General features: G+C 71.7%; 20 protein-coding genes. 4 read left to right on the forward strand and 16 right to left on the reverse strand.

Going from position 1 to position 25,211, the window contains the following annotated elements:
* Window positions 1-138: 138 nt before the first annotated feature.
* Window positions 139-1,128 carry an alpha/beta hydrolase family protein gene (locus ACWCPW_RS21605; protein WP_449763210.1) on the forward strand — a complete coding sequence of 330 codons (990 nt, stop codon included), beginning with the start codon at window positions 139-141 and terminating at the stop codon, window positions 1,126-1,128.
* 22 nt (window positions 1,129-1,150) lie between these two features.
* Here ACWCPW_RS21605 and ACWCPW_RS21610 read toward each other — a convergent pair whose 3' ends face one another.
* From ACWCPW_RS21610 to ACWCPW_RS21680, 15 genes are all read right to left on the reverse strand, one after another.
* Window positions 1,151-1,708: an NADase-type glycan-binding domain-containing protein gene (locus ACWCPW_RS21610; protein WP_449763211.1), complete on the reverse strand. Its 558-nt coding sequence runs from the start codon at window positions 1,706-1,708 to the stop codon at window positions 1,151-1,153.
* A gap of 227 nt (window positions 1,709-1,935) precedes the next feature.
* On the reverse strand, window positions 1,936-2,259 hold the full coding sequence (locus ACWCPW_RS21615; RefSeq protein WP_449763212.1) for a hypothetical protein: 324 nt from the start codon (window positions 2,257-2,259) through the stop codon (window positions 1,936-1,938).
* A 160-nt stretch (window positions 2,260-2,419) separates the two neighbouring features.
* Complete coding sequence (locus ACWCPW_RS21620) at window positions 2,420-3,673, reverse strand: cytochrome P450 (protein ID WP_449763213.1); 1,254 nt, start codon at window positions 3,671-3,673, stop codon at window positions 2,420-2,422.
* Between the two features lie 184 nt (window positions 3,674-3,857).
* A complete protein-coding gene (locus ACWCPW_RS21625) occupies window positions 3,858-5,141 on the reverse strand; it encodes a cytochrome P450 (RefSeq protein ID WP_449763359.1) in 1,284 nt (427 codons plus the stop codon).
* Between the two features lie 92 nt (window positions 5,142-5,233).
* Window positions 5,234-5,866 (reverse strand): GTP-binding protein, encoded by a 633-nt coding sequence (locus ACWCPW_RS21630; RefSeq protein WP_449763214.1) that lies wholly within the window; start codon window positions 5,864-5,866, stop codon window positions 5,234-5,236.
* Entirely contained in the window at window positions 5,847-6,215 is a 369-nt protein-coding gene (locus ACWCPW_RS21635) for a DUF742 domain-containing protein (protein ID WP_449763215.1), read from the reverse strand. The genes ACWCPW_RS21630 and ACWCPW_RS21635 overlap by 20 nt, the downstream gene beginning before the upstream one ends.
* Window positions 6,212-6,613 carry a roadblock/LC7 domain-containing protein gene (locus ACWCPW_RS21640; RefSeq protein WP_449763216.1) on the reverse strand — a complete coding sequence of 134 codons (402 nt, stop codon included), beginning with the start codon at window positions 6,611-6,613 and terminating at the stop codon, window positions 6,212-6,214. The genes ACWCPW_RS21635 and ACWCPW_RS21640 overlap by 4 nt, the downstream gene beginning before the upstream one ends.
* Window positions 6,610-7,782, reverse strand: a complete 1,173-nt coding sequence (locus ACWCPW_RS21645) for an ATP-binding protein (protein ID WP_449763217.1) — start codon at window positions 7,780-7,782, stop codon at window positions 6,610-6,612. Before ACWCPW_RS21645 ends, ACWCPW_RS21640 begins: the two co-directional genes overlap by 4 nt.
* A gap of 832 nt (window positions 7,783-8,614) precedes the next feature.
* Window positions 8,615-9,370 (reverse strand): enoyl-CoA hydratase/isomerase family protein, encoded by a 756-nt coding sequence (locus ACWCPW_RS21650; protein ID WP_449763218.1) that lies wholly within the window; start codon window positions 9,368-9,370, stop codon window positions 8,615-8,617.
* A 578-nt stretch (window positions 9,371-9,948) separates the two neighbouring features.
* On the reverse strand, window positions 9,949-11,343 hold the full coding sequence (locus ACWCPW_RS21655) for a hypothetical protein (RefSeq protein ID WP_449763219.1): 1,395 nt from the start codon (window positions 11,341-11,343) through the stop codon (window positions 9,949-9,951).
* Window positions 11,340-12,617: a CHAT domain-containing protein gene (locus ACWCPW_RS21660; RefSeq protein ID WP_449763220.1), complete on the reverse strand. Its 1,278-nt coding sequence runs from the start codon at window positions 12,615-12,617 to the stop codon at window positions 11,340-11,342. The genes ACWCPW_RS21655 and ACWCPW_RS21660 overlap by 4 nt, the downstream gene beginning before the upstream one ends.
* The gene (locus tag ACWCPW_RS21665) at window positions 12,617-14,071 is read right to left on the reverse strand and encodes a hypothetical protein (RefSeq protein WP_449763221.1); all 1,455 of its coding nucleotides are present in this window, start codon (window positions 14,069-14,071) and stop codon (window positions 12,617-12,619) included. Before ACWCPW_RS21665 ends, ACWCPW_RS21660 begins: the two co-directional genes overlap by 1 nt.
* Window positions 14,072-14,178: 107 nt before the next feature.
* The gene (locus tag ACWCPW_RS21670) at window positions 14,179-15,516 is read right to left on the reverse strand and encodes a hypothetical protein (RefSeq protein ID WP_449763222.1); all 1,338 of its coding nucleotides are present in this window, start codon (window positions 15,514-15,516) and stop codon (window positions 14,179-14,181) included.
* 150 nt (window positions 15,517-15,666) lie between these two features.
* Window positions 15,667-18,558, reverse strand: coding sequence for an AAA family ATPase (locus tag ACWCPW_RS21675; protein WP_449763223.1), 2,892 nt, complete (start codon window positions 18,556-18,558; stop codon window positions 15,667-15,669).
* 253 nt (window positions 18,559-18,811) lie between these two features.
* Window positions 18,812-20,461 (reverse strand): M14 family metallopeptidase, encoded by a 1,650-nt coding sequence (locus ACWCPW_RS21680; RefSeq protein WP_449763224.1) that lies wholly within the window; start codon window positions 20,459-20,461, stop codon window positions 18,812-18,814.
* Between the two features lie 633 nt (window positions 20,462-21,094).
* Between ACWCPW_RS21680 and ACWCPW_RS21685 the strand changes: the two genes are divergently transcribed.
* From ACWCPW_RS21685 to ACWCPW_RS21695, 3 genes are read left to right on the forward strand one after another with little or no spacing between them, the layout of a single operon-like run.
* Window positions 21,095-22,162, forward strand: coding sequence for a tartrate dehydrogenase (locus ACWCPW_RS21685; RefSeq protein ID WP_449763225.1), 1,068 nt, complete (start codon window positions 21,095-21,097; stop codon window positions 22,160-22,162).
* Entirely contained in the window at window positions 22,159-23,070 is a 912-nt protein-coding gene (locus tag ACWCPW_RS21690; protein WP_449763226.1) for an alpha/beta fold hydrolase, read from the forward strand. The genes ACWCPW_RS21685 and ACWCPW_RS21690 overlap by 4 nt, the downstream gene beginning before the upstream one ends.
* Entirely contained in the window at window positions 23,067-24,194 is a 1,128-nt protein-coding gene (locus ACWCPW_RS21695; RefSeq protein ID WP_449763227.1) for a M20 family metallopeptidase, read from the forward strand. The genes ACWCPW_RS21690 and ACWCPW_RS21695 overlap by 4 nt, the downstream gene beginning before the upstream one ends.
* 136 nt (window positions 24,195-24,330) lie before the next feature.
* On the opposite strand, the gene ACWCPW_RS21700 is transcribed toward ACWCPW_RS21695, so the two are convergent.
* Window positions 24,331-25,083, reverse strand: coding sequence for a TetR/AcrR family transcriptional regulator (locus ACWCPW_RS21700; protein ID WP_449763228.1), 753 nt, complete (start codon window positions 25,081-25,083; stop codon window positions 24,331-24,333).
* Window positions 25,084-25,211 lie beyond the last annotated feature (128 nt).

Below are 25,211 nucleotides of genomic sequence, written 5' to 3' on the forward strand. Positions count from 1 at the left end.
CGGGGTTGGCGTTGCCCCGGCTTCTGTTCTCCGTCCCTCCCCCCCCCCCCCACCCCACCCCCCCCCCCCCCCGCCCCGGGGGCGGCGGGCGGGTCCACCGAATCACGAGTGCGAAGCAACCGAACGGAAGGCAGTTCCATGCCCGACTCGAACACCACGGATGTCACAAACAGCACGAGCACCACGAGCACGACGAGCAGCACGAGCACCACGAGCACCACGAGCACGACGAGCACGACGGTGATATCCGCGAAGCCGGTCGTCCTGGCCGCCCCGGGGCGCGGCGAGGACCTCCAGGTCCGCGTGTCCGCCCCCGCGGCCGGTGGCGACCTGCCCGTCATCGTCTTCTCGCACGGCTTCGGCTGGTCGATGAACGGATACGCGCCGCTCGCCGACCACTGGGCCGCGAACGGCTTCGTGGTCGTCCAGCCCACCCACCTCGACTCCCGGACACTCGCCATCCCGCACGAGGACCCCCGTACGCCCGGGATCTGGCGTATTCGGATCGAGGACCTCACGCGCGTGCTGGACGGACTCGACGTCCTCGAAGCATCCGTGCCGGGCCTCGCGGGCCGCGTCGACCGCGGTCGCATCGCGGTCGCCGGCCACTCCTGGGGCGCCCAGTCGGCGAGCGCGCTGCTCGGGGCGCGCGTCCTCGACGCCGACGGCGTCCCCGGCGAGGACATGTCCGACCCCCGCGTCAAGGCGGGCGTGCTGTTGGCGCTGACCGGCCTGGGCGACGACCTGACTCCCTTCGCCGTCGAGCACCTCCCCTTCCTGAGGCCGTCCTTCGACGCGATGACCACCCCGGCCCTGATCGTGGCCGGGGACCACGACCAGTCCCACCTGTCCACCCGCGGACCCGACTGGTTCACCGACCCCTACACCCACAGTCCGGGAGACAAGAGCCTGCTCACCCTGTTCGGTGCGGAGCACTCGCTCGGCGGCATCCCCGGCTACGAGGTCGCCGAGACGACGGACGAGAGCCCCGCCCGGGTCGCCCTGATCCAGCGGCTCAGCACGGCCTTCCTCCGCAGCGCCCTCCACCCCGAGGACACCGGCTGGAAGACCGCGGTCGCCGCACTGGAGGACGACGCCGACCCGCTGGGGACGCTGCGGAGCAAGTAGAGGCCGCATCGGGTGGGTCGGGTCAGGTGCGTTTGAGGAATTCGACTTCGCCGAGGGCGATGGGTTGTTCGGCGACGGGGCCGCTCGCGGTGCGGATGGTGAAGTGCACCGAGATCACATTGCGGACGCCCATGCGGAGGGTTTGGGGGCCGGGCCTGTCGTCGAGGGTCATCGTGCGGGTTATCACCCGGCCGTCCGTCGAGGTGATCAGCAGGTCGAGCCGGGTGGGGCGGGCGCCGCGGCGGAAATCCTCGGGCGTCGTGGAGACTCCGGCGTGCACGACGACGGCCACCAGGCGGAACGGGGTGGCGAAGGCGCACGTGAGCGAATCGCCGAGGGAGGGTGCGCCCCACCATTCGTTGGTGATCCCGTCGGTGGCCGCGCTCGCGGGATGACCCGGTGCCTCGGCACCGGCGGTGACCGTGGTCGGGGTGACCTGGGAGGCCTTGCCGAGTTTGTCCCTGGTGTCCTCGAACAGGGAGCGGGCGACCGGGACGAGGAGGAAGCCCGCGACCACGAGGGCAAGGACCACGAGCAGGGTGATCAGGCGGCGCCATACCAGGCCCGATCCGTCGCGCACCCGGCGTCGGAAGGGCCAGACGGTGCGCCACCACGGCAGGGCGGGTGCCGGCGCGGGCGCGTGGAGCGGGGCGGCGCAGCGGTGGCAGAATTTGCGTTCCGGTCGGTTCGGGGTGCCGCAGACCGGGCACGGCGGGCCGTCCTGTGCGTCGTCCGTGGCGACCGGCCGTACGAGCGGAGAGGCAGGCGCGACAGGCGCGGTGATCCCCGCCCTGACCTGATGGGGAGTCAGTGCCGGTGCCGGCGCCTGCGGTGGGGCTGCTGCTGGTGCGGTTGGGGCTGTTGTGGGGGCTGTTCCGCGCCGTCGTCGGATTCCTCCTCGTCGGACCGGATGCGCTGCACCGGGACCGGGGATCCCGTGGTCGCGTCGGGCCGGAGCATGCGAACGACGGCCGCGTTGCCGACCGACCCCTGCAGGGCCGACACGGCGTCGTCGGTGAGGCGTCCGCCGGACCACGGTGCGGGGGTCGGCGACGCGCTCGCCCGGCGCCGCCGATCCGCACCGGTGTCCTGCCCGGGGTGTCCCGGTGAGCCGACCTGCCGCTGCCACATGAGCCGGACCTCCTACGCCGCCGAGGGTCCCCGCCATGTTCCCGCGAGGACGGCGCCCTGCCCACGTCCGCACGGCTGCCCCGAAGGGCAGACCTGCCTGCCCCGGCGTCCGTCACCGCCGGCACGGCGATGACGGACGCCGGAAGTGGGCGGCGGGGGCTCAGCGTTCGCTCACCCGCAGGGTGGTGACGCGGCGGAAGGCCAGGCGGGGCTCCCAGTTCGGTTCGGTGACGACGCGAAGGGTGGGCAGGCGTCGCAGGGTCTTCTCCAGGAGCACGGTGGCTTCCAGGCGGGCCAGGCCGGCGCCGATGCAGTAGTGGATCCCGCCGCCGAAGGAGATGTGTCGGCCCCGGCGCGTGACGTCGAAGTCGTCCGCGTCGGGGGTGGCCGCCGGGTCGTGGTTCGCCGCGCCGAGCATGGTGTGGACCACTTCCCCGCGGGCGATGGACACCCCCGCGAGTTCGGTGTCCTCGCCGGCCAGGCGGGTGGTCACGTGGATCGGCGGGTCGTAGCGGAAGACCTCCTCGATCGCGTCCGGTATCGCCTCCGGTCGTCCGCGCAGCCAGGACCGCTGGGCGGGGTGTCGGTCCAGGATCCACATCATGGTGGACAACAGGGTCGACGTCGTCTCCAGCGAGGCGATGACGATGAACATGACCAGGAAGTAGACCTCCTCGTCGGCGACTTCCCGGTCCGGCTCGATCGCGTCCCAGGTACGCAGCCACGTCGAGACCACGTCGTCGCCGGGCCTCGCACGCCGCTCCGCGACCAACGCGGTGAAGTAGTCGCGCAGTCCCAGCGCGGCGGCGTCGGCCTCGCGGAGTTGGCGTTTGGTGGGCAGCAACTCCTGCGAGTACGCTTGGGCGTGCGTCAGAGCGCGCAGGAGGTCGAAGTCCTCGGCCGGCACGCCCAGCCAGTGCCCGACCGTCGCCACCGGGAGTTGTTCACCGACGGTGTCGACGAAGTCGGCTTCGCCCGCCGCCATGCGTTCCTCGAGGAGGTCGATCAAACCGTCCGTGATCCGCTCGACGGCGGGCCGCATCGCGTCGAGGGTGCTCCGGTCGAAGATGTTGCTGATGGATCGGCGCCGTCGGGTGTGCTGCGGCGGATTGAGCGCCACCAGGGTGTGGGCGAGTTCCCGGGACGCGGGCGTGGTCCAGCGGGAGCCGTCGGTCTGGGCGGCGCGCCACGCGCCGTCCAAGGCGAGCCAGGCCGGACTGCGCAGCACTTGGTCGCAGGCCTGGTAGGACGTCAGCAGATATCCGCCCCAGGGCGCGGGCACGACTTCGCCCATCGCTCTGAGTTCCGCGTAGATGGGCAGGGGGTCCGCCTGTCCGCCGACCGAGCGCAGGCGGGACAACAGGCCGACGATGGTCCGGCGGTCAATCACGGTGGCGGATACTGAGGACTGCATGACGTCTCCTTGGTGGTACTCAACAGGATGTCAACTAGACGCTCGGCACAGGCGTGATCGGTCGGCCGCCCGGATGACCGGGCGGCCGACGCTTTGGGACTTCTTCGGTTGTGGGGCCGGTGGGTGAACCTCGGTAAGTGGCCGGTCCGGCCGGGAGGTTCGGTGAATCAGGTGGTGCGCCGGGTTACTGGTTGCGCCACCAGTTCAGGAAGGAACTCCACACACCCGGCTTGCGAACGTCCTCGTCGCGGTTGGCGCGGCCGGCGGCGGCAACGCGCGGTGCGGCCGTCGGTACCGACGGTGGCGTACTCGCCGCCCGGTGCGTGAGGACAGGGGTGTAGCGCGCCGGCAGTGCGTTCAGGGCCCGGTGGAAGGGCCCCGGTCGCCAGTCCAACTCCTGAACCGGGATCGCCAGTTCGAGGTCGGGGAGGCGATTGAGGAGCTTCTCGATCGCGGCGGTGGCGATCAGCCACGCGGAGTCCTTGGCCGGGCAGGCGTGCGGCCCGGCGCTCCAGGCAAGGTGCGAGCGGTTGTTCGGGCGCTGTCCGTGCGCGAAGAGCGTGGGGTCGGTATTGGCGGCGGCGAAACTGATCACCACCGGCGTTCCCTGGCGCACCGTGACGCCGGACAGGTCGACGTCGCGCACGGGGTAGTGCACGGCGTAGTTCGCCATCGGCGGGTCGGTCCACAACACCTCTTCGAGCGCGTCCTCGACGGATCCTCCGGCCCCGAACAGGCTGGCCGAGAAGCGTTCGTCGGACAGGATCAGCCGCAGCCCGTTGGCGATCAGGTTGCGTTGCGGTTCGGTGCCCGCGCTCATGAGCATGACGAGCTGATGGATCATCTCCTCGTCGTTCAGCCGGTTGGGATGCGCCATCAGCCACGACGTGACGTCGGGTCCGGGCTGGGCGCGCTTGAGCGCGACCAGTTCCACCAGGGCGCCGGTGAGCACCGCGTTGGCGTTCTCCGCGTCGACGCCCTCGAAGATCCCCGAGATTCCCGCGACGAGCCGGTCGCCCAACTCGGCGGGGCTGCCGAAGAGTCGGCTGAACACCAGGAGCGGCAGGGTCTTGGCGTAGCCGTGCAGCAGGTCCACCGAGCCGCTGTCGCCCCACTGATCGATCAGGTAGTCCGAGCTGCTCTCGACGAATCGACGCAGCTCGTACGGGTCGATCCGGTTCAGGCTGTCGGTCACCGCCTGACGCAGCCTCAGGTGCTCGGAACCGTCGGTGAACAGGCAGTTCGGTCGGTACATCATCATCGGCACGACCGGACTGTCGGCCGGCACCGTGCCGTCCGCCAGCGCCCGCCAGCGACGCGGGTCCTTGGCGAAGACCTCCGGCGAGTGCAGTACGTGCAGCGCGGCGGCGTGCGAGGTCACGAGCATGGCGTCGACGCCGGGCGCCAACTCCACGGGTGCGGCAGGTCCCTGGCGGCGCAGTTCGGCGTACACGGCGTGGGCGTCCATGGAGAACGCCTTGCCGTGCAGCGAGGTCGCGCCGTTGCCGGCGTGCGCCGGGCAGCCGGGCGGTGGCGCGGACGGGTCATCGGGACGAGAGTTCACGCGGGTTCCTTTTGCGCACGGGCCTGGAGGTAGCGGACGAGGGTCATCAGGGCCTCCTTCGACGAATTGCGATCACGGGCGTCGCACGTGATCAGCGGCGTATCGGGAAGGAGGTCGAGGGCGTCGCGGAGCCGGTCCATGGGGTAGGCGGGGGCTCCGTCGAAGCGGTTTATCGCGACCGCGTACGGGATGTCGTGTTCCTCGAGCAGTCCGATCACGTCGAAGGACTGGTCGAAGCGCTGCGGGTCGATCAGTACCAGGGCGCCGAGGGCGCCGATGGTCATGTCCTTCCACACCTGCGCGAATCGCTGCTGTCCGGGGGTGCCGAACAGGTACAGGACCACGCGCTCGCTGAGGGTGAGCCGGCCGAAGTCCAATGCCACGGTGGTGGTGGTCTTGCGGCCGGCGCCGGTGAGGTCGTCCACGTCGACGCTCGCCTGGGTCATGGTCTCTTCGGTGCTCAGCGGGCGGATCTCGGACATCGTGCCGACGAAGGTGGTCTTGCCCACCGCGAAGTGCCCGACGATCAGGATCTTGGCCGCGACGCGCACGCTGTCCGAGAGGTAGACGTCGGCCACGGTGACGGGGGGGCCGGCACCGGGGCGGTCGTCAGAGACGAGCGAGTCCATCGAGCACCTCCTGGAGGAGTTCACGCCGCGGCAACTCGGCCGGGGGTATGGGTTGCCGGGTGGCGACGACGCCGCTGTCGATGAGGTCGGACAGCAGCACCTTGACGACACCGATGGGCAGTTCGAGATGCCCGGCCACCTCGGCCACGGAGAGGATGCCGCCCCGGCACAGGGCGACCAGGCGCTTCTTCTCGGGATCCAGGATGTGCGGGGACATGTCGCCGGGGAGCGCGATCACCAGACTGACCAGGTCGAGGCCGTCACGGGTAGGGTGCCCGCGGCCCTGGGTGATGACGTACGCACGGACTAATTCGGGAGTGCCGGGCTCCGGCTTGTCGGGCGTCGTCATACGGCGTGATCCACGTCCTGTCGGGGCGGGCTGGTCATTTCCTTTCCTAGCTGACGGACCAGCTGTTGCATGCGAAACGTGATGATCTCCATATCGACGTGTTCGGTGGCGGACACCGCCAGATAGGCCCCGGGGCCGGCCGCCACGAGAAAGATGAATCCGTCGCCGAACTCGACCAGGGTCTGCCGCCACGGTGTTTCCGCGCTGCCGGTGAACTCCGCGGTGCTGCGACTGATCGACTGGAGGCCGGAGAGCGCCGCAGCCTGTCGATCCGCCTCGTCACGGGAGATTCCGTCGGAGTGCGCGCGCAATATTCCGTCGGCGGACAGGAGAATCGCGTGTCGGGCCTCTGGAAGCTTGAGCGCGTCGTTGAGCATCCAGGCCAGGTCGTTGTTCATCGAGATTCGTGCCCTTTGGTGTCTGTGTCGGGGACGCGGCCGGAACGGGTGCCTCGTTGGAAGGCACCCATGAGTCCCGCGACTTCCGCGTCCGATCGGGTGGGGGCGTCCGGCGGGTCGGCCCGTTCGGACCGCGCGGCCGGGAGCGGCGCCCTGCGCCGGCGCTGCGGCAGGTCGTCCTCCGACGGGGCGGCTGCCGGGGCCGACGGGGCCGGCTGCGCGGCCCGCGGGGCGGACGGCGCGACTTCCCGGGGCTGGGCCGCGACCCTGCGCTCGCGTCGCCTCGGCTGCTCGGGCGACGGCTCCGTGTCCACGGCGGTGGTGAGCAGTTCGGGAGGCAGCATGACCACCGCGCGGGTACCGCCGTAGGGGGAGCGGGTGTCCACCGAGACGGTGAACCCGTACTGGGCCGCGAGCATGCCGATCACGGGGAAGCCGAACTGCGGGGGATGCCCCAGCCGGGTGATGCCGACCGGCTCGTCCGCGGTCAGGAAGCGCGCGGCGCTCTGCCGGACCTCCTCGTGCATGCCCACACCCGCGTCGTCGACCATGATGCAGACGCCGTTGGGCACGGTCTGGAAGTTGATCTCGACCGTGGTGTGCGGGGGCGAGTAACTGGCGGCGTTGTCCAGGAGTTCGGCCACTGCCAGGGCCACCGGCTCGACCGCTCGGCCGATGACCGCCACGTTGGACTGCATCCGGATCTCGACCCGCAGATAGTCCCGGATACGCCCTTTGGCGCCGCGCATGACGTCGTAGAGCGGTGTGGCGTTGCGTTGCCTTCCGGTCCAACCGCCGCACAGCGCGGCGATCACCTGGGCCCGCCGGCCGAACTGCGAGTTCATGTGGTCGATTCCCAACAGGTCCTGGAGGAGCTGGGAATCGGCGTAGTTCTTCTGCATTTCGGAGATCGCGAGCTGCTGCTCACTCGCCAGGCCCTGCAGGGTCCGCATCGCGGCCTTGAGAGCGGTCTTGGCCGAATGATCGGCGCGGTTTCGGGCGTCCTCGACCGCGGTGGTGAACATCTCCACCACCGTCTCGATGCCCTGCGCATAGGGGGTGTCGCGTAGTTCCTCGTGCAGGAGGACGGAGCCCTTGAGCCGTTCGCCCGATTCGACCAGGGCGGGCAGCAGGGTTCGCGCCACGTTGAGAATCTCGTCGTCGCGCATATTCACATTCTCGGCGAGTGTGCGGTTTCTTTCACGCAAACCCTTGACAGTTCTTCGGCTTCGCACCGCGTATATCCCGGCGGCGCCCGTGCCGATCACCCCGTACCAGAGTGCGGGGTCGTGCATGAAATCCATTTACAAGATCCTCGTCACGCGATAAGGCAAGCCCGAGTGGCCGGCTTGGTTCGGCGAGTGTGTCGACATCACGAGCAGTCGGCGATGGTTCGATCCGACCCCTCCGCACGCGCCGAATATGTCTGATTGACACCAAGCGTCACTTTTGGCATTGCTCTCTCGGTTGTAGGGCCTTGTGATTCTAATGGCGTTGAGTTGCCCAGATCGAATCCTCGTCACGCGGCGTTTTTCAGCCATTCCGTTCTGCGATGGAGTTGACGAAGTACGCGAGTATGTCCCGAAGTATCGAGACATGATGCTTTATCCTGGTCGACGATACGACCGGTGATCGGCGACGGATTTCGAGTGGGAAATCGGCCGATTGGAGAGGTCGGCGAGGATTGCGGTCCGGAATGCGCGAACCGGATATAGGGAATGCGTCATATGCATAGACGCCGGTGGGCGATATGAGCGCGCCGACGCCGTGCCCTCGCCGCGGGGCAAAAGAAGGTGCGCGGGACGCGGCTCGTGCGGCGGGCGTGGCACGCGAGGTGCGCTCGAACCGCCCGGCGGGGCACACGGCGGACGGTGGGACCCCGCGTCGCTCACGCGCCCGTCGCGACGAGGATCAGCGCCGGTGACGCATCGGATTCACGCCATGTGGCCGGCGCGGCATCCGCCACCGGCCGTGGATGACGGCCGGGCACGGGTGTGCCGGTCAGCCGCCGGTGGCCTCGCCGACGGCGACGGCGAGGAGGTGGCTGTCCAGGAGCCCGACGTCCGCGAGCCGGGACGGGGCGGAGTACGCGTGCAGGAGCGCCTTGCTCGTCCGCAGCGCCGAGGCCGACCTGCGCAGTGTCGGCCTGATCCAACCGTCGACCACCCGGTCGATGTCGGTAGAGGGCGCCACGCGGTGCAACATGCCGATTCGGTGGGCGGTTTGCGCGTCGAGGGCGTCGGCCGTCAGGACCAGTTCCCGAACGCGCGACATGCCCAGCTCGCTGATCAGCCGGGCGAGCGCGCCGCCCCAGGTGGTGGGGAGTCCGAGCGCGAGTTCGGGGAGCCGGAAACGACTGTCCTCGGTGCCCACGCGCAGGTCGCAGTGCAGGGCGAGGGCCACCCCGGCCCCGATCGTTCTGCCGTGTACCCGGGCTATCGTGACGACTTCGGCCGCGGCCAGCGCCTCGCACACGGCACGGGCCCGGTCGCCCAGGCGGCGAAGCGCGAGCCCCGTGGGGTCGGCCGCCAACAATTCGGCCATCTCGGCCCGACCTCCGCCCAGGCAGAAGTCGTCACCCGCACCGGAGAGCACCAGGACACGAATGTCGGGGCGTTCGCGGAGTCCGACGAGAATGGTGCCCAGTTCGGACAACATGGTCTCGTCGAGCGCGTTGCCCTGGTCGGGGCGGTCGAGACGAACCCGCAACACGCCGCCCTCGTCGGTCACGGCGAGGGTCTTGTGGTCGTGCGACATGAACGGCTCCATCGGTGTCGACTGGCTTCCTCTGGCTTCCTCAAGGGCAGGTCGACGAAGCGCGGGAGCACTCTCCGCAGCGGGATCGCTGCTTCGAGGCCGTCCGAGACCGGCAACGAGACAGTAGTCGAGTCCGCGGCCCAAGGCCAGGTCACGGCCCTGCCCGAGACGGGCGTCGCGGCAGTCGGAAGCATTGCCGGATTCCGGACGTCGTCGTAGCTGTCGAGCACCGCTCCGTCGGTGCCCGCTCCGCCGCCCGACGCGGGACTCGCGCGCGACGCGCGGGATTTCGGGCATCGTCGAGGTGGAATCGGCTTCGGGCGGCAGACGTTTTCCGGCGGGCGTGGGCGGAATCCCGGCGACCGTCGGTGCCGCAGGTCGCGAAGGGGCGACGCGCGCTGCGTCGCCCCTCAACGCGTGCTGGTCGAAGTCGGGCGGACCGGTCGGAAGACGATGGTCCAACCACCGGGGGACGGCGACCCGCACCCGATCGTGGGCCGTCCACGCGGCGCCGATGGCGGGGCCGCACACCGCGTCGAGGCCGGTGCGGGGTCGCCGCGCCCGTCGAGGACGTCGGTTCACGGTTGGTGGGTCAACGCGGGCAGGGCCACGGTGGGATCGCCCAGCAACACCAGGCTCTGTCGGTCCAGGGCCGAGACGCGCAGCCTGGTCAACGTCTCGCGGACCGAGGTGTCGCCGCCCGCCAACATCTCCCGCAGGCGGGCCCAGCGGGTGTGCAACTCGCCCACGTCGGACCGGTATTCGGCGAGCGTCAGGCCCAGCGGCTCGCCCGCGTACAGGTGCGTGGACAGCGCGGAGACCAGGCGCCCGCCGAGCCCCTGGCCGGTGTCCTCGACCTGCAGCGTCCAACTGAAGGTGGGTTCGACATGCCCGAGCACGGCCCGCACCGGGTCCTGCCGACCGAGCAGTCGCAGGGCCGCGGGTGCCACCATCGTGCCCAGGCCCGCGACGGCCTCGACCGTGCCGAAGGCGGAACTGCCCACCGGCAGCAGCCCGGCGTAGAAGCTCTCGCCCGCGGCGCCGGCCGAACAGCACGCCTGGGCGTACCAGACGCAACCGCCGGGCACCGCGTCGCACAGCGTGTCCAGCGGCACCGTGGTGTGCGTGCCGTCGACCGGCAGCCCGAGTGTGGCGCGCATCTCGGCGGGGTCGCCCAGCGGTCCGGTCCGGCCGTGGCTGGAGGTCGCGAGCAGTCCGGGGCGGATCTCGGCCAGGGCGCCCAGCAGCGCCGCGCCGGTGGCCTCGGCCGCCGTGACATCGCGGAAGTGCGCGAGCGGGGGCGGCGTGAGCCGATCGGCCAGCGGTGACGCGATCACCGCGCGCATCAACGCGGTGATGTCGGTGGGGCCGTGGTCGACCGTCCAGGCCAGCGCCCGATCCGTGCGGGCCGGCGCGTCGCTCCAGTTCGTGAGCAGCGCGCGCACGTAGTGGGCCAGCGGCTCCCCGGACAGGGGGATGCGCCCGACCAGGTGCCGGGTGCCCAGGGCGTACTGCACGGACCAGGGGATCACCTCGGGGCCGCCGACGATCGCCACGTACCTCGGGAGCCTGCCCCGGCCGACGCCGAACTCGGACAACCCGATGGCCGGTTCCTGCGGCAGGTCCCGCGCGAAGTACCGGCGCAGGAGGTGGCCGGGCAGTTCCGGGCTCCAGCGCAACACCACGGTGTCCGGCCGGGCCGCCAGCAGTTCGCGCACCGGTGCCTCGGCGTCCTCGCCGGCCGCCTTCGCGGCATCGGACAGATTCCGGTCGTCCGGGAGCAGGATCCCGTAGCCGACGTCGGCCGAGCGCCAGTCGCGCGGATCCACCGGCGGGCCGAACGGGAGCACGGCCTGGGATCGCGGGATGCCGCGCGTTCCGGCACCCCAGCGTGTGGCGTCGTCGGCCGTCGTGGCCCGCGCCACCTCGTCCCCGGTCCAGGCGTTGAGCTGGATGTCCGACGGCAGAGTCACGGACCACCACCCGCCGATCGGGCCCGCAGTCCGGCGATCAGCGCGTCGACCCGCTCGACCAGGCCCGGGTCGGCGGTGCTCGGGTCGAGCGTCGCGCGGAACCGCTCGAACGTGTCGAGCTGCCCCTGCAGGTTCGCCGTGTCGGACACACCGAGCGCGGAACTCGAGACGATCCGCAGCGGATCGTCCTGCACGTAGAGCACCGGATCCGACCACGAGTCGCTCAGCGTCGGATCGGCCTGCGCCATCGCCTGCCGGGGCGCGGTGAAGGTCGCGGCCCAGTCGACCTCGTGCTCTCCGGCGTCCTTCACCGCGATCCGGACGGTGGCGATCACCTCCGGATACAGCGCGGCGCAGAACCGGTCGGTGTCGTTGAGGTCGATCAGCCTGCGCATGCCCGCGACGGCGGGCAACCCTTGCGAGACCAACTCGTGGGCGAGGGAGAGCGTGTCCGAGGTCTGTGCCGTCTGGCAGGCCCCGAGCACGACCAGCCACGGCGCGCACGGCAACAACGCGACCACCAGGTCCGGCAGCTTCAACTGTACGGAGCCGACCGGTTCGCGGGCGTCGACGTCGGCGGTGTGCGCGAAGGCCAGCGTGCGCACACCGGCGGCGGCCCCGCCGTGGCACAACAGATGCACGATGTGCGGCCGGGCCGCGGTGATCCGCCTGGCCAGCTCCGGGGCGGTCGCGGGCATCGACTCGGCGGTGACCTCGGGCCGTCCGGTCGCCGCGACGGCGTCCAGCACGGCCTGTTCGGCGCTGATCACGTGCAGGCGGGTGTCGAGCGCCCGGGCGTCGGGCAGCCCGGTGGCGGCCAACAGCGCTTGGAGTTGGGGCACACCACTGCGCAGCGCCGCGGACAGCACGGCGACGATGGTCAGCGGTGGCGCGAACGTGCGGCGATCGACGGGGCTGCGGACGGCGGCGATGCGGGCGATCGGCCAGCGGGCGTCGAGGGCGATGAAACCCTGTGGCGCGGACCGCAGTTGCTCCCACGGCAGTTGATCGGCCTGGTTCGAGACCAGATGCAGGTACAGCGGCCCCGGTCCGGCGGCCGGTGGCTGCGTCAGGGCGACGTCCAGCCCCCGACTCACCACCGGATGGCGCAGGAGCCGCTCCAGCAGGGCCGCGCCGCGCGAGGCGATCGGGCCGCCGGGGTCGGTGACGTCGGTGAGTTCGTTGGTGCCCAGCCCCGGGATGTTGGCGGGCGCCTCCCGCAACTTGAGCACGGTGCGGTCGCCGAACGGTTCGAAACCCAGGACGGTACGCATCACGACTCCCGCATCCGCCGGTCCACGAGGGCGCGCAGTTCGGCGATGGCCTGCCCGACCCCGAGGTCGTAGGCCTGCTTCGCGGCCGGCGTCTCGCCCGGCACGCCCGCCGTACGGACCAGCGCGGCCACCTGGTTCTCGATGTAACGCGTGGACGCGGCAACCCACATCGGCACCGAATCGGCGTCCGCGTAGCGCGCGGTGATCGCGTCGCCGCCGGCCACGCCGAGCGCGTCCGGCAGGATCGCGCCGCTGGTGGCCGAATCCCCGATGGGCGCCCGCCCGCTGAGCCAGGTCTGGCCGGGCCGGTCCGGATCGGGCCAGGGGTCCTGGAGCGCGGCCTGCACGAACTCCGGCTGGAGGTACGCGAACAGCGAGGGGTCGCGGGGTATCGGCACCGATCCAGGGGCGCCGGCGACGAACGCGTGTGCCTGGGCCAAGGCGTATCCGGCGGGGTCCAGCGGCAACGCGCTGTAGAGAGTGGGCCCCGCACGCCGCAGACCGACGTGGTCGGCGATGATCCGGGTGGCCGCGTCGCAGGGATTGCCCGGGGGCGAGCCGAAGGACAACACGGACGCGCCGACCCGATCGGCGAGGCGCCGCACGCGGTCCGCGCTCACGTACGCGCGATCGGATCGCGCGGCGGGCAGCGCGGGATCGGCGCTCACCGACAGCACGGGGCGGTCGCCGTCGAAGGCGCCGTCGGTGACGATGTGCAGCGCCCGCACCGCGCGGCCGTCCAGCCCCGCGGTGATCCAATCCCCCCACAACACCCTCCCCGGCACAGGGAGTACGTCGCCACCGGGTTCGGCCTGCGGGTCGCGTTGCCCCGAGCGCTCGAGCCACACGGCGTCGCGGGCGTCGTGCAGATGCACCCGCGGTTCGTCCGGACCCTCGTGCAGCAGCGTACGCAACGCCTGTTCGACCCCCGGGTCGGTGAACACGTGCACGTCCACGCCGCCCGCGACGGCGGAGCGCAGCGACGAGACGAACGACGAGAGATAGCCGGCCACCCAGGGCGCGTCCGGTGCCACGGACACGGCGACGGCCACGGTCCACACCCGACCCGGGTCGGATCCCGGCGGCAGTTGATCGGGAACCCGCACGAGCGGACGACCGGTGGCCGGTACGAGGGCGGCCTCCCACGGCACGGCGCCCAGGTGGCCGTACGGGGGCATCAGCCGCAACCACAGCGCGGTATCCGCCCCGAAGTCCGCGTCGAGGCAGTGCGTGACGGCCTCGACCAGGTCGGGCGGCACCACCGGGCGCGTCGGCGGCCCGGAGCCCTCGGAGAGCCCGAATCCGCGGTAGTCGAAGTCGGCGCGCCAGTAGGTCGTGGCGCCGCCGGCGGGATATCCGACCAGTTCGGCCGCCGCGATCGGCGAGGACCGGGTCAGGTCGAGCCGTACCCGCAGCACCGCCAGGCGCCATCGCTCGATGAGAGCCTCGGCCATCACCGCTCCCTTCGACGCGGGCCGCGTGGGTTCCCGGCCGTCGAGCCGTCGCGGGGCGACGGACCCGGTCGCGGGCGCGTCGGGTCACGGCGCGCCCGTGCCGCACTTCAGTCGGGTCGTACCAGCGCGTGCATGGCCCACCACGTGGCCGGGTTGCTCACCTCGCCGTGCCCGGTGATGGCCGGCTTCCCGTTGATCTCGACCCCGCCGTCCACGGCGATCACGCGCAACCCGCCGCCGAGGTCGTAGCGTTCCGCACCGGGGACGGCCGCCGGTCGGCGGGCGGAGACTGCCTCCACCCCGCCCGGGCCGAACCCGCCCAGCGCACCGTACAGTTCGGGATCGCCGACCGCGGCGACGCCCGGTTCGCCCAGTTGACTGCCGCGCATCGCGAGATGGAAGAACTTGGTCAGCGGGTCGTCGAACGCGGAGAACGTGGTCAACAACGGCCTTTCCACCAGTTCCGGGACCGCGTGGTAGCCGCCGGGGCGTCCGGTGCCGGCCACGTCCGCCGCGAAGCACCAGCGGTTGACGGCGGCCTGCAACAACAACATCGACCGGGCGGGACGGTTCGGGGCGGCGGACGCGAGCGCGGACAACAACACCTTCGCGCCGAAGGAATGGCCGACCAGATGCAGCCGGACCCCGCTCTCGCGCAGGATGTGCGCCACGAGCGGACCCACCCCGTTGCCACCCACCTCACCCGCGCGAGCCTTCATCTTCCACACGGTGGCCGTGCGCAACAGACTGCGGGGATCGAAACCACCGCCACCGGCGACGAGCAGACCCGGCGAGGCACCACCCGCGACGCCGAAGTCGTCCGGATCGGCGGGCGGGGCCGCGGTCCCGGCGCCGTCCAACGCCGCCCAGACGGTGAGCAGTTCCTTCGCCGTGGGCGGCGGCGAACCATCGTCCGGGTCGGGCCCGGACCGCAGGGCGTCGAGCACGATCTCCGCCGCACGCAGCGCGGCATCGGAGTCGATCGTCGAGCGCCCGTCCACCAACTCGACGAACTCCGGGTCCGCCGCGGCGTCCAGGGACCCGGTGACCAGGCCGAGCATCTCCTCCACCTGGCGCGCCTGCGCCCCGTCGGGATCCGGATCGGCCGCGATGTTCGGGCCCGCCTCCCACGGCATGACGAAACTCGTCGAGGGCCAGATCACGCCGATCAGCAGGGGCCGGTAGTCCGGTGGAACCGGAACCCCGAACTGTTGCCGCTGGGCGATGAACCCGCTGATGAAGCTGCGATAACGATCGAGGGCCTGCGCGAAGACGTTGTTCCACCCGTGGGAGAACAGGAAGACGTCGCCGACCCCGGCGAGCCGATCCTTGATCTCCTGCTCGGCGACGGGACTGCGCAGCCCGCCGTCCTTGTCGTAGGGAAGCAGATACAGGTCCGCGGTCGAGCCCCCGTCGAGCGGAAACTGCTGAAAAGGACCAGACATCGTCCGGCTCCAAATGCGTGCGATGTGCGTGCGATGTGCGTACGGCGATCCTCTCTCCATGGTTCACCTCCCCGAGGACCGGGGCAAACGGGGCGGCACCCGCACGACCGGAGGTCGGGCGGGCCGCCGCTCGGGGCACGGAACGGCCGGTCAGCGGGGATGTTCCGGCAGGCCCAACGCGTCGTGGAGGTGCGAGCCGAGCTGGGTGCGCGAACGCACGGCGAACTTGCGGTAGATGCGGGTCAGCGACGCCTCGACCGTCTTGACGCTGAGGAACAGGGCCGCCGCCGCCTCTCGATTGCTCGCCCCCTGCGCGACCAGCCGCGCCACCCGCTCCTCGGTCGCGGTCAGCGTCGCGAACGCCGCGGCGGCGTCGGAGCGCGGCGGGCCGGTCGGCGGCGCACCCGCCGCCGGCGGCCCGGCGAGCGTACGACGAGCCTGTTCCATCCACGGCCGTGCGCCGTGCCGGGTGAACAGCGCCAACGCCTGCGCCCCGGCGGTACGCGCGGCGGCGTGCCGGCGGCGGCTGCGCTCGATCCGGCCCCGGACCAACAGGCAGTGGCCCGCCTCCAGCGGCTGGCACAGGGCCTCGAAGACCTGTGTGGCGTGGTCGAGCAACTCCACGGCCCGCCCCACGTCGCCCCGAGCGGCGCACAGGACCGCCTCCGCACGGTCGAGGTGCGCGGTCGTGCCCCGTCCGCGCTCGGCCGGGTCCAGTGCCTGCCGGGCCGACCGGAGCACCCGCTCCGACTCGTCGAGCCGGCCCCCGAGCGCCAGCGCGGAGGCCAGATCCCCGTGCCAGCGCAACATCGACGGCGGGGACACCCGCCGGCCCCGCGCCGGGTCGGCGATCCGCCGCAACGCCTCGATGCCGCCACACAGGTCGCCCGCGCGCAACCGCGCCTGCCCCAGGACGTGCAGATGGCGCTCCAGAAAGATCGAGTCGCCCTCCTGCTCCGAGGCGCGCACACCGCGTTGCGCGTACGCCACGGCCCGCGCCACGCTGCCCCCGGCGAGTTCGGCGATCGCGCCGTTGTACCAGCCCGGCCCCGGGCTCAGCCCGGAATCCTCGGCGATCCGCATCGCCCGGTCCGCGAAGTGCAGCGCGTCCGTGCACCGACCCAGGCGCGCGGACACTTCGGACAACGAGCGCAGGACCGCGACGATCTCCTCGCCGGTGCCGCCCTCGGTCCGGGCGAGCATCGCGAGCAGGTCGTGCCGGGCGTCGTCGAGCCGGTCGTCGAAGACCGCGAAGAGCGCGGCCACGAAACGCGGCGTCATGTGCAACCGGCCGTCGAGTTCGGGTTCCGGCAGCGCCAGCGCGCGGTCCATGTGCAGCCGGTGGTCGGCGCGTCCGGTGACCCGCGCGGTCATCGCCGTCACGGCCAACGCCATCGACTCGGTGCCCCGGTCGCCGGCCGTACGAGCCAGTGCGATCGCCGCGTCGGCGTGGTGGGCGCTGCGTTCGTGCTCGCCCGCGACCATCGCCGCCCACGAGCGGCGCAGCCGCAACGGCCCGGTCAGGGCGGGGTCCTCGCCCGCGTCGAGCAGGGCCGCGGCGAACAACTCGTCCATGTCCGACAACCCTTGGCCGGCGAGGTCGATCAACGCCATGCGCACGCGCACGCGCTGCGCGGCCGGCGCGTCGGCGGCCAGCACGGCGTCCGCCGCCCGGTGCACGGTCTCCGACAACCCGGCGGTGGCACCCACCTCCGCCGCGGCGACCAGCCGATCCAGTCGCCGGCCGTCGAATTCGGCGGGGGTGCGCTCCGCGGCCAGCAGATACAGCTCGGCGGCGAGCCGGCGAGACCCGCGTCGGCGGGCCTGGGCCGCGGCCGTCTCCAGCTCCCTGGCCAGCTCCGCGTTCGGGTCGGCGCACACGAGTGCCCGATGCCGGACGCGCGCGGCGGCGTCGGTCACCACCGTGGCCAGGGCCGAGTGCAGCCGCGCGCGATGATCGGCGCGCGCGGACTCGGCGAGCACGCCCGCCACGGCCGGCGGCGTGAACCTGAGCTGCCCACCCTCGTCGACCACGAGCCCGGTGGCGGCGGCCACCCGGATGTCGTACTCGGCGTCCGCGCGGCCCGCGCGCAGCAGCAGTTCGAGGGTCGGGCGGGTGGTCAGCGCCGCGACGAGCAACGTCTCGCGGGTCTGTGCGGACAGGCGCGCGACGCGCTCGCCGATCAGCGCGCGCACCCGATGCGGCAACGGCGCCGGTCGGCCGTGGCGCGGGGCCCGATCCGAGGGTCCGCCCGCCAGGGCCAGGGCCAGGTACGGGTTGCCGCCGGAATCCGCGTGCAGCTTGTTCGCGACGCGCGCGGGTACCCCGTGCCGGTCGAAGAGTTCGACCAGGTCCTCCGCCGGCAGCGGCGGTACGGCCACCTCGACCGCGATCGGCGCGGCCGGCCAGGGCAGGTCCTCGCCGTCCGCGGCCGTACCCCGCTCGGGCCACCCGCCGGCGACCAGCGCCCGCACGTCGGGGCCGGCCAGGTGGTGCAGCGCGTGCGTGAGGACGTCGGCCGAGGCGGCGTCGAGCCAGTGCGCGTCGTCGACCACCACCAGGGTCGGGAAGAGCGCGGAAGAGCGTTCGAGCAGCTCCCGCCAGGCCCGCCCGCACAGATCGTGGAATCGGGCGCCGGACAACCGGCCCTCCCAGGGCGGGCGGCCCCGGGGGAACGCCTCGGGGCACATCCGGGTGTGTCCGCCTGTGAGCAGGTCGCCCACGACGGAGCGCTGCGCCGGTGCCAGCGCCGCCGGCAGTTCGGGCGGAACCCGGTGCAGCAGGGCGGCCAGCCCGGAGTAGGGCACCCGCCGACCGATCTCGGTGCCGCTCGTGCGCAGCACGTTCTCGCCGCGGGCCGTGGCCGATCCGCACACGGCGCCCATCACGGTGGTCTTGCCGATGCCGCTCGATCCGGTCAGCACCACGCTGCCACCGGCCGCGATCCGCGACTCGACGGAGGCGAGCAGTGCGGACCGACCCACCAAGGGTGCCGACGGCGGGTCGAGGGCTTCGGCGGAGCCGGCCACCTGGTCGGCCATCGTCTGCTCCCGGCAGAGGGGGAATTCCGGACTGAACCCTAGCCATCGGGTATGTCCGGCATCAATCCCCGTAGGTGGGTGTGGGCCGTTCGGGTCGCGCGTGGTGCGTCGCGTCGGGTCGAGTTCGGGTCGGTTCGGGTCGGGTCGGGTCGGGTCGGTGGGAGACTGCCGCCCCGGACGCGGTCCGGCCCGGCCCGATGGGGAATCGGGCCGGGCCGAGGTCACGCGAACGGGCCATCGCCGGGATTCCCGCTCAGAAGGTGACCTTCCAGGAGTCGATTTTGCCGGTGTCGGCGGAGGCGACGTCTTGCACCTTCAACCGCCAGGTGCCGTTGGCGACTTCGCCGGAGACGTCGACGGTGTAGGTGGTGATGACGTTGTCCGCGGAGTCGTTGGCACTGGAGTTCTTGAGCCGGTAGACGGAGTTGTCCGGTGCGACGAGGTCGATGGTCAGGTCGCCGCGCCAGGTGTGCTTGATGTCGACGCCGACCTTGAGGCCGGCGGGCGCGTTGCCCGGTACACCGGTGACGGCGATGTCGCTGAAGACGGCCGCGCCGTTGTCGGGGATGGCCACGTCGTTGGTGTTCTCGAACGTCGTGCCGGGCGGCTCCCCGCCGCAGGTCTTGCCGATGGCGCGTGGGGGACAGTCCGCGTAGTCGAGCAGATGCAGGACGGCGGCCTTGTTCCGGGACGTCTCGCGATCGATGACCTCGTCGGGCGGATAGAAGCCACCGTTGCCCGACGCGGGATACATCTCGAACGTGTAGGCGTAGATCCGTTGATCGCCCCACAGCCAGTCGTCGATCGAGCCGTCCGTGATGTAGAGATCGGACGACTGCTCGGGGGTGTATCGGTTGGTCGCCGCCATGGCCCGGCCGATGGTGGCGAACGTGTTGTACTCGTCGGCGGTCATGCCCGGCACGACCTCGTCGTACGTCCAACCGAACGGCCACAACACCAGTTCGCTGTAGGTGTGGAAGTCGATCGCGGCGGTCACCTGCTGCTTTCCGCCGACGACGCGGCCCTTCACCCAGTCGGTCACGGCCTTGACCTCGGGCGCGGACTCGGCCCTGGGCCCGCGGTAGGTCTCACTGCCCGTGCTGCCCGAGGATCCGCCGCAACAGCCCCACTTGTAGGGCCAGTTGCGGTTGAGGTCGGTACCGACGTTGCTCGAACCGGAGTTGGGCTGCCGGTTCTTGCGCCAGCTTCTATACGAACCGGTGGCGATGTCGAACTCGCCTCCGTCCGGGTTGACATCGGGCATGATCCAGATCTCGCGGCTGTCCACCAGCGCCTTGATCCGCGGATCGGTCGCATAGCCGTCGCCAAGCAACTTGACCAGGTAGAGCGCCATTTCGACGGTCAGGTGCTCCCGGGCGTGTTGGTGGTGGGTGAACAACACCTCCGGTTCGGCCTCGTCGACCGTCACGTTGTCCGAGATCTTCAGCACGTACAGGTCGCGGCCCTCGTAGGAGCGCCCGATCACCTGCTTCGTGATCAGCGTCGGGTGGTTGGCGACCGCCTTGTCGATCTCGGTGACCATCTCCGCGTAGTTGTGGTAACCGGAGTCCGCGGGCGGGAAGTCCCGGTTGATCCGGCCGCCGGGGGCGGGCGGGGCCTCCGCGTTCACGGTGAAGCCGAGCGCCCTGATCCGCCGGACCTCCTCCGGGGTCGCGGTGATCGACAGCCGGCTGTCCTCGACACCGTTGACGGCCGCGCCCGTCGCGGCGATGGCGCTGCGCTGTTGGGTGGTTCGCACGCCGATGACGCTGTACTCGGCCGACGTCGTGGCATCCGCGGACGACGGTGCCTTCTCGCCGACGGCGGGGTTCGGGTTGACCGCGACCATCGCGAGCGCGACGGTGAAGGCAGCCGTCAGGACGGACAGGCGTTTGCGTTTCACACGTGTACCTCCTCGTGGCGGCATCGGAGCGCTCCGATGCCGGAGGGATTGCGTCGTGTGTCGACGGACGCCGTCGGTGGGAGGCCGACGACGGGCCGTTCGGGCGGATCGCCCGGCGGGCGATGGCGCACGCCGGAGGCGATTCGGTACGGGGGACGTGCTCGGCACCGCGGTACCGGAGAGCGAGGGGACCGCTACCAAAGGGTAATCATCCGACCCCGGAGCGCGAATCGGGGAAAACCCTTGTCGCCCCGCCGGCCCGGGGGAGGGTTCGCGCGGGGGTGGGCGCGCGGGGACGGACGGGTGGGGGACGCGCCGGACGATCGCCGTCGCGCCGCGCCACCTTCGTTCGGGCGCGTGCGATCGGGTGAGGGGCTCGGTGGTGCGGGTCGAAGGTGCGGCCGGGAGGAGGTCGGCTGGGGGCCGGGCCGGGGGTTGCCCGGAGGGTCGGCTCGGGGTTGGGCGCGGGGTCGCCCAAAGCTCGGCCAGGGGTTCGGCGCGGGGGTCGCCCGGAGGTCGGCCCGGTGCGAACGCCCAGGTCTTCGCCGAGGAAAGCGGCACGCGCCGGTCTCTAGCAATTCATCGTGGCTATCTCCTAGGCTATGAGCGTTGCTAGTGGCGAAGGGATTTCGGATGCGCACGTATCGGATCGCGGCGATCCCCGGCGACGGCATCGGTCGAGAGACCGTGCCGGCCGCTCGGCGGGTCCTCGACGTACTGTCCGCGACACACGGAATCGAACTGGCCTGGACCGAGCACCCCTGGGGTTGCGCGTTCCACGCCGAGACCGGCGCGATGATGCCGGCGGACGGCATCGAACGACTGCGCGAAGCGGACGCGATCCTGCTCGGCGCGGTCGGCACGCCGGAGGTTCCCGACCACGTGTCGTTGTGGGGGCTGCTGATCCCGATCAGGCGGGAGTTCGACCAGTTCGTCTCGCTGCGACCGGTGCGCTCGCTGCCCGGGGTCCGCGGGCCGCTGCGCGACGAGCGCCCCTTCGACCTGGTGGTGGTGCGGGAGAACACCGAGGGCGAGTACGGCGAGGTCGGCGGACGGCTGTATCGGGGCCGGCCGCACGAACTGGCGGTGCAGGAGTCGGTCTTCACGCGACTGGGCGTCGAGCGGATCGCCCGCTACGCCTTCGAGCTCGCCCGTACCCGCTCGGGCCGGGTGGCCTCGGCCACCAAGTCGAACGGGATCGTGCACACGATGCCGTTCTGGGACGAGGTGGTGGCCGAGGTCGCCGCCGACTTCCCCGACGTCGAGCTGACGGCGTACCACGTCGACGCGTTGGCCGCGCTGCTCGTCCTGGACCCCACGCGCTTCGACGTGATCGTGGCCTCCAACCTCTTCGGCGACATCCTCAGCGACCTGACCGCCGCCCTGGCCGGGAGCATCGGCGTCGCCCCCTGCGGCAACATCGACCCCACCCGGCGCGGACCCTCGATGTTCGAGCCGATCCACGGCTCCGCGCCGGACATCGTCGGCACCGGATCGGCCGACCCGATCGGCCAGATCTGGTCCGCCGCCCTGATGCTGGAGCACCTCGGCGAAGCGGCGGCGGCCGCACGACTGGTCGAGGCGATGGGCCGGGTCGTCGCGGCCGGCTCGGTCACCCCCGACCTCGGCGGCAAGCTGTCGACGGACCAGGTGTGCGACGCCTTCATCGAGGAGCTGCGCGGGACCGGGGCGGTCGGATGAACGCGCGCCTGCTGCCCGGTCTGCGGCGGGTGGAATCCGCCCGCGACGGTGTCCGGATCAACGCGTTCGTCGGGGGCGAGGGTCCGCCGATCCTGCTGCTCCACGGCTACCCGCAGACGTCGGCCATGTGGCACCGGGTCGCCCCGGAACTGGTCGCGGCGGGGCACACCGTCGTCCTGGCCGACCTGCGCGGCTACGGCGACAGCGACAAACCCGGCGACACCCCCTCCCACGACCCCTACGGGAAGCGGGCCATGGCGGCAGACCAGGTGTCGCTCATGGAGTCGCTGGGCCTCCCGCGCTTCGCGGTCGTCGGCCACGACCGGGGCGCGCGCGTCGCGCACCGGATGGCGTTGGACCACCCCGAGCGGGTGCGGTCCGTGGCGGTCCTGGACATCGTGCCGACACTGCACATGTTCGAGAACGTGGACCGGGCGATGGCGTCCGAGTACTTCCACTGGTTCTTTCTCGCGCGGCCCTTCGACCTGCCCGAGCGGCTGATCCTGGCGGACACCCGAGCCTGGCTGCGCAGTCGGTTCGTCGGTCGCAACGCCGGCGGAGCGGACATCGACGAGGCCGCGATGGCCGAGTACGAGCGCTGCTTCGACCCGGCCACGGTGCGCGCCTCGTGCGCCGACTACCGGGCCGCGGCCGGCGTCGACCTGGTGCACGACCGATGGGACCGCGAGCGGGGCCGCCTGATCGAAGCCCCGCTGCTCGCGCTGTGGGGGACCGGGAGCTATGTGGGACGCAACTTCGACGTGGCCCGAATCTGGAAGTCCTACGCGCGGCGGGTCGACGCGGTGTCCGTGCACGCCGACCACTACCTGTGCGAGGAGGCGCCCGACGCGGTGGCGCACGCCCTGATCTCGTTCTGTCGCAATGTCGAACCGGGAGAGCCCCGTTGAACACCACCCACCAGGTCGACACCGACCGATCCCTGTCCCGACTGCGACAACTGGTCGACCTGGAGACGCCGTCCGGCCACGTGCCGGGGCTGGACCCGCTGTACGAATTGCTGGCCTCGTGGTCGGGCGGCCTGTTGGGCGAGCCCGAACGGGTGGTCGTCGACGGGGTGCCGCACCTGTACGTGCACGAGCGGGTGCGCGACCCGGCCACCGCTCCGGTGTTGTTGCTCGGGCACGCCGACACGGTCTGGCCGCTCGGCACGCTCGCCGAGCGCCCGTTCACCGTGGCGGAGGGCCGAGCGACCGGGCCGGGGGTGTTCGACATGAAGGCGGGCCTGGTGACCGCGCTGGACGCGCTGGAGCTGACCGGCGGCGCCGACGACGTGCGGATGCTGGTCACCGGTGACGAGGAGCGCGGGTCGCCCACGTCACGCGCGTTGATCGAGGAGGCGGCCGGCGGCTGCCGCGCGGTGCTGGTGCTGGAGCCCAGCCGGGACGGGGCGGTCAAGACCGCCCGCAAGGGTGTGGCCATGTACCGGCTGGGCGTGCGCGGACGCGCGGCCCACGCCGGGCTGGAGCCCGAGCTCGGCGTGAACGCCCTGGTGGAACTGGCGCACCAGGTGCTCGCGATCAGCGGGCTCGGGGACACCGGTCGCGGTACGACGGTCACCCCCACCGTCGGCCGGGCCGGTACCACGACCAACACCGTGCCCGAGTCGGGCTACGTCGATGTCGACGTACGGGCCTGGGAGCGGGAGGAGTTGGAGCGGGTCGAGGACGCGCTGAACGTGCTGTGCTCCCGGCTGCCGGGGGCCGGCGTCGAATTGGCGGGGGGTATCAACCGGCCCCCGTTGGAACGCGACATGTCCCGGGGCCTCCTGCTGGCCGCGCGGCGACTGGCCCGGGAGCAGGGTCTGGGCGCGGTCGTGGAGGCCTGGGTCGGCGGCGGCTCCGACGGCAACTTCACCGCCGCGCTGGGCATCCCCACCCTGGACGGGCTCGGCCCCGCGGGCGGCGGGGCGCACGCCCGGCACGAGTGGTTGGACCTGGGCTCCCTTCCGGAGCGCGCGATCCTGGTGGCCGGGCTGCTGCGGGAGGGAGCCGCCGCTGTGTCGATCCCGTGACGGGGATTTGACGGCGCGGTTCCGGTGACGCGGGTTCGACGGCGCGGGTTCGATGACGCCGGCCGATCAGGCGACGCGGATCAGGTGACGCGGATCAGGTGACCGGATCCGGTGAAGGGTCCGACGGCGGAGCCGCTCACTTCTCCGTCGGCGCGGACCTGTGCCTGCGGGCCTGTTCGGCGCGGGCCTCGATGGCGTCGAGGAACAGGTCCACGGCGGTGTCGAAGACGGTCGGGTCGCCGATGTCCAGGAGCTCTCCCTTCATCGCGGCGATCCGCGGGTACTGCTCGGCCGGCAGCCTGCGGTACTCCAACTGCCAGGCCAGCGTGTCGCCGTCCCGGGTCTCCGGGTCCAGGGCCAGCATGCCCGCCTCCATGCTGGACAACGAGCGGATGACATTGCCGAACACGCGCAGGTACTTGGCCGCGTCCGCCTCGTCCAGGCCGGCCCGCAGCAGCGCGTCCAGGGCGAACTCCACGTTGGCGAACTCGGTGGGCCTGCGGGTGGTGCGGGCCGCCATCTGCACGGCGAACTGCGGGTAGCGCAGGTAGTGCTCGTGGATGTAGCGGGCCGATGTGCGCAGGTCCTCGCGCCAGGAGTCGGTGGCCTTGAGCAGCCCCCCGTAGGAGCGGGCCCTGAGGTCGTCGATCAACTCGCGGACCAACTGGTCCTTGTCGCGGAAGTGCCGGTAGAGCGAGGTCGGGTGGGCGTTCACCTCCTTGGCGAGGGACTGGAACGTGAACGAGTCGAGCCCGTCCCGCGCGGCGACCCGCTCGGCGGCGTCCAGGATGACCTGGCGGCTCAGCGTGTCGCGGGGGAGCCGCCGGCGCGCGGGACCCGTGCTCTCGGGTGGCGCGGCGGACGTGTCCTCGGCTTTCGGGGCGGTCATGCGGGTCCTTCCTGGGGAGTCGGCGCCGATGGGCGCCCGTGGTATCGAGCCTGCCGGAGGCATGGCCACATTTCAAGTCAATCTCATTGGCTAGCTTCTAGCCTATGTGTATTGCTAAGCGATTGACG

It is taken from the genome of Embleya sp. NPDC001921 (assembly GCF_053594475.1).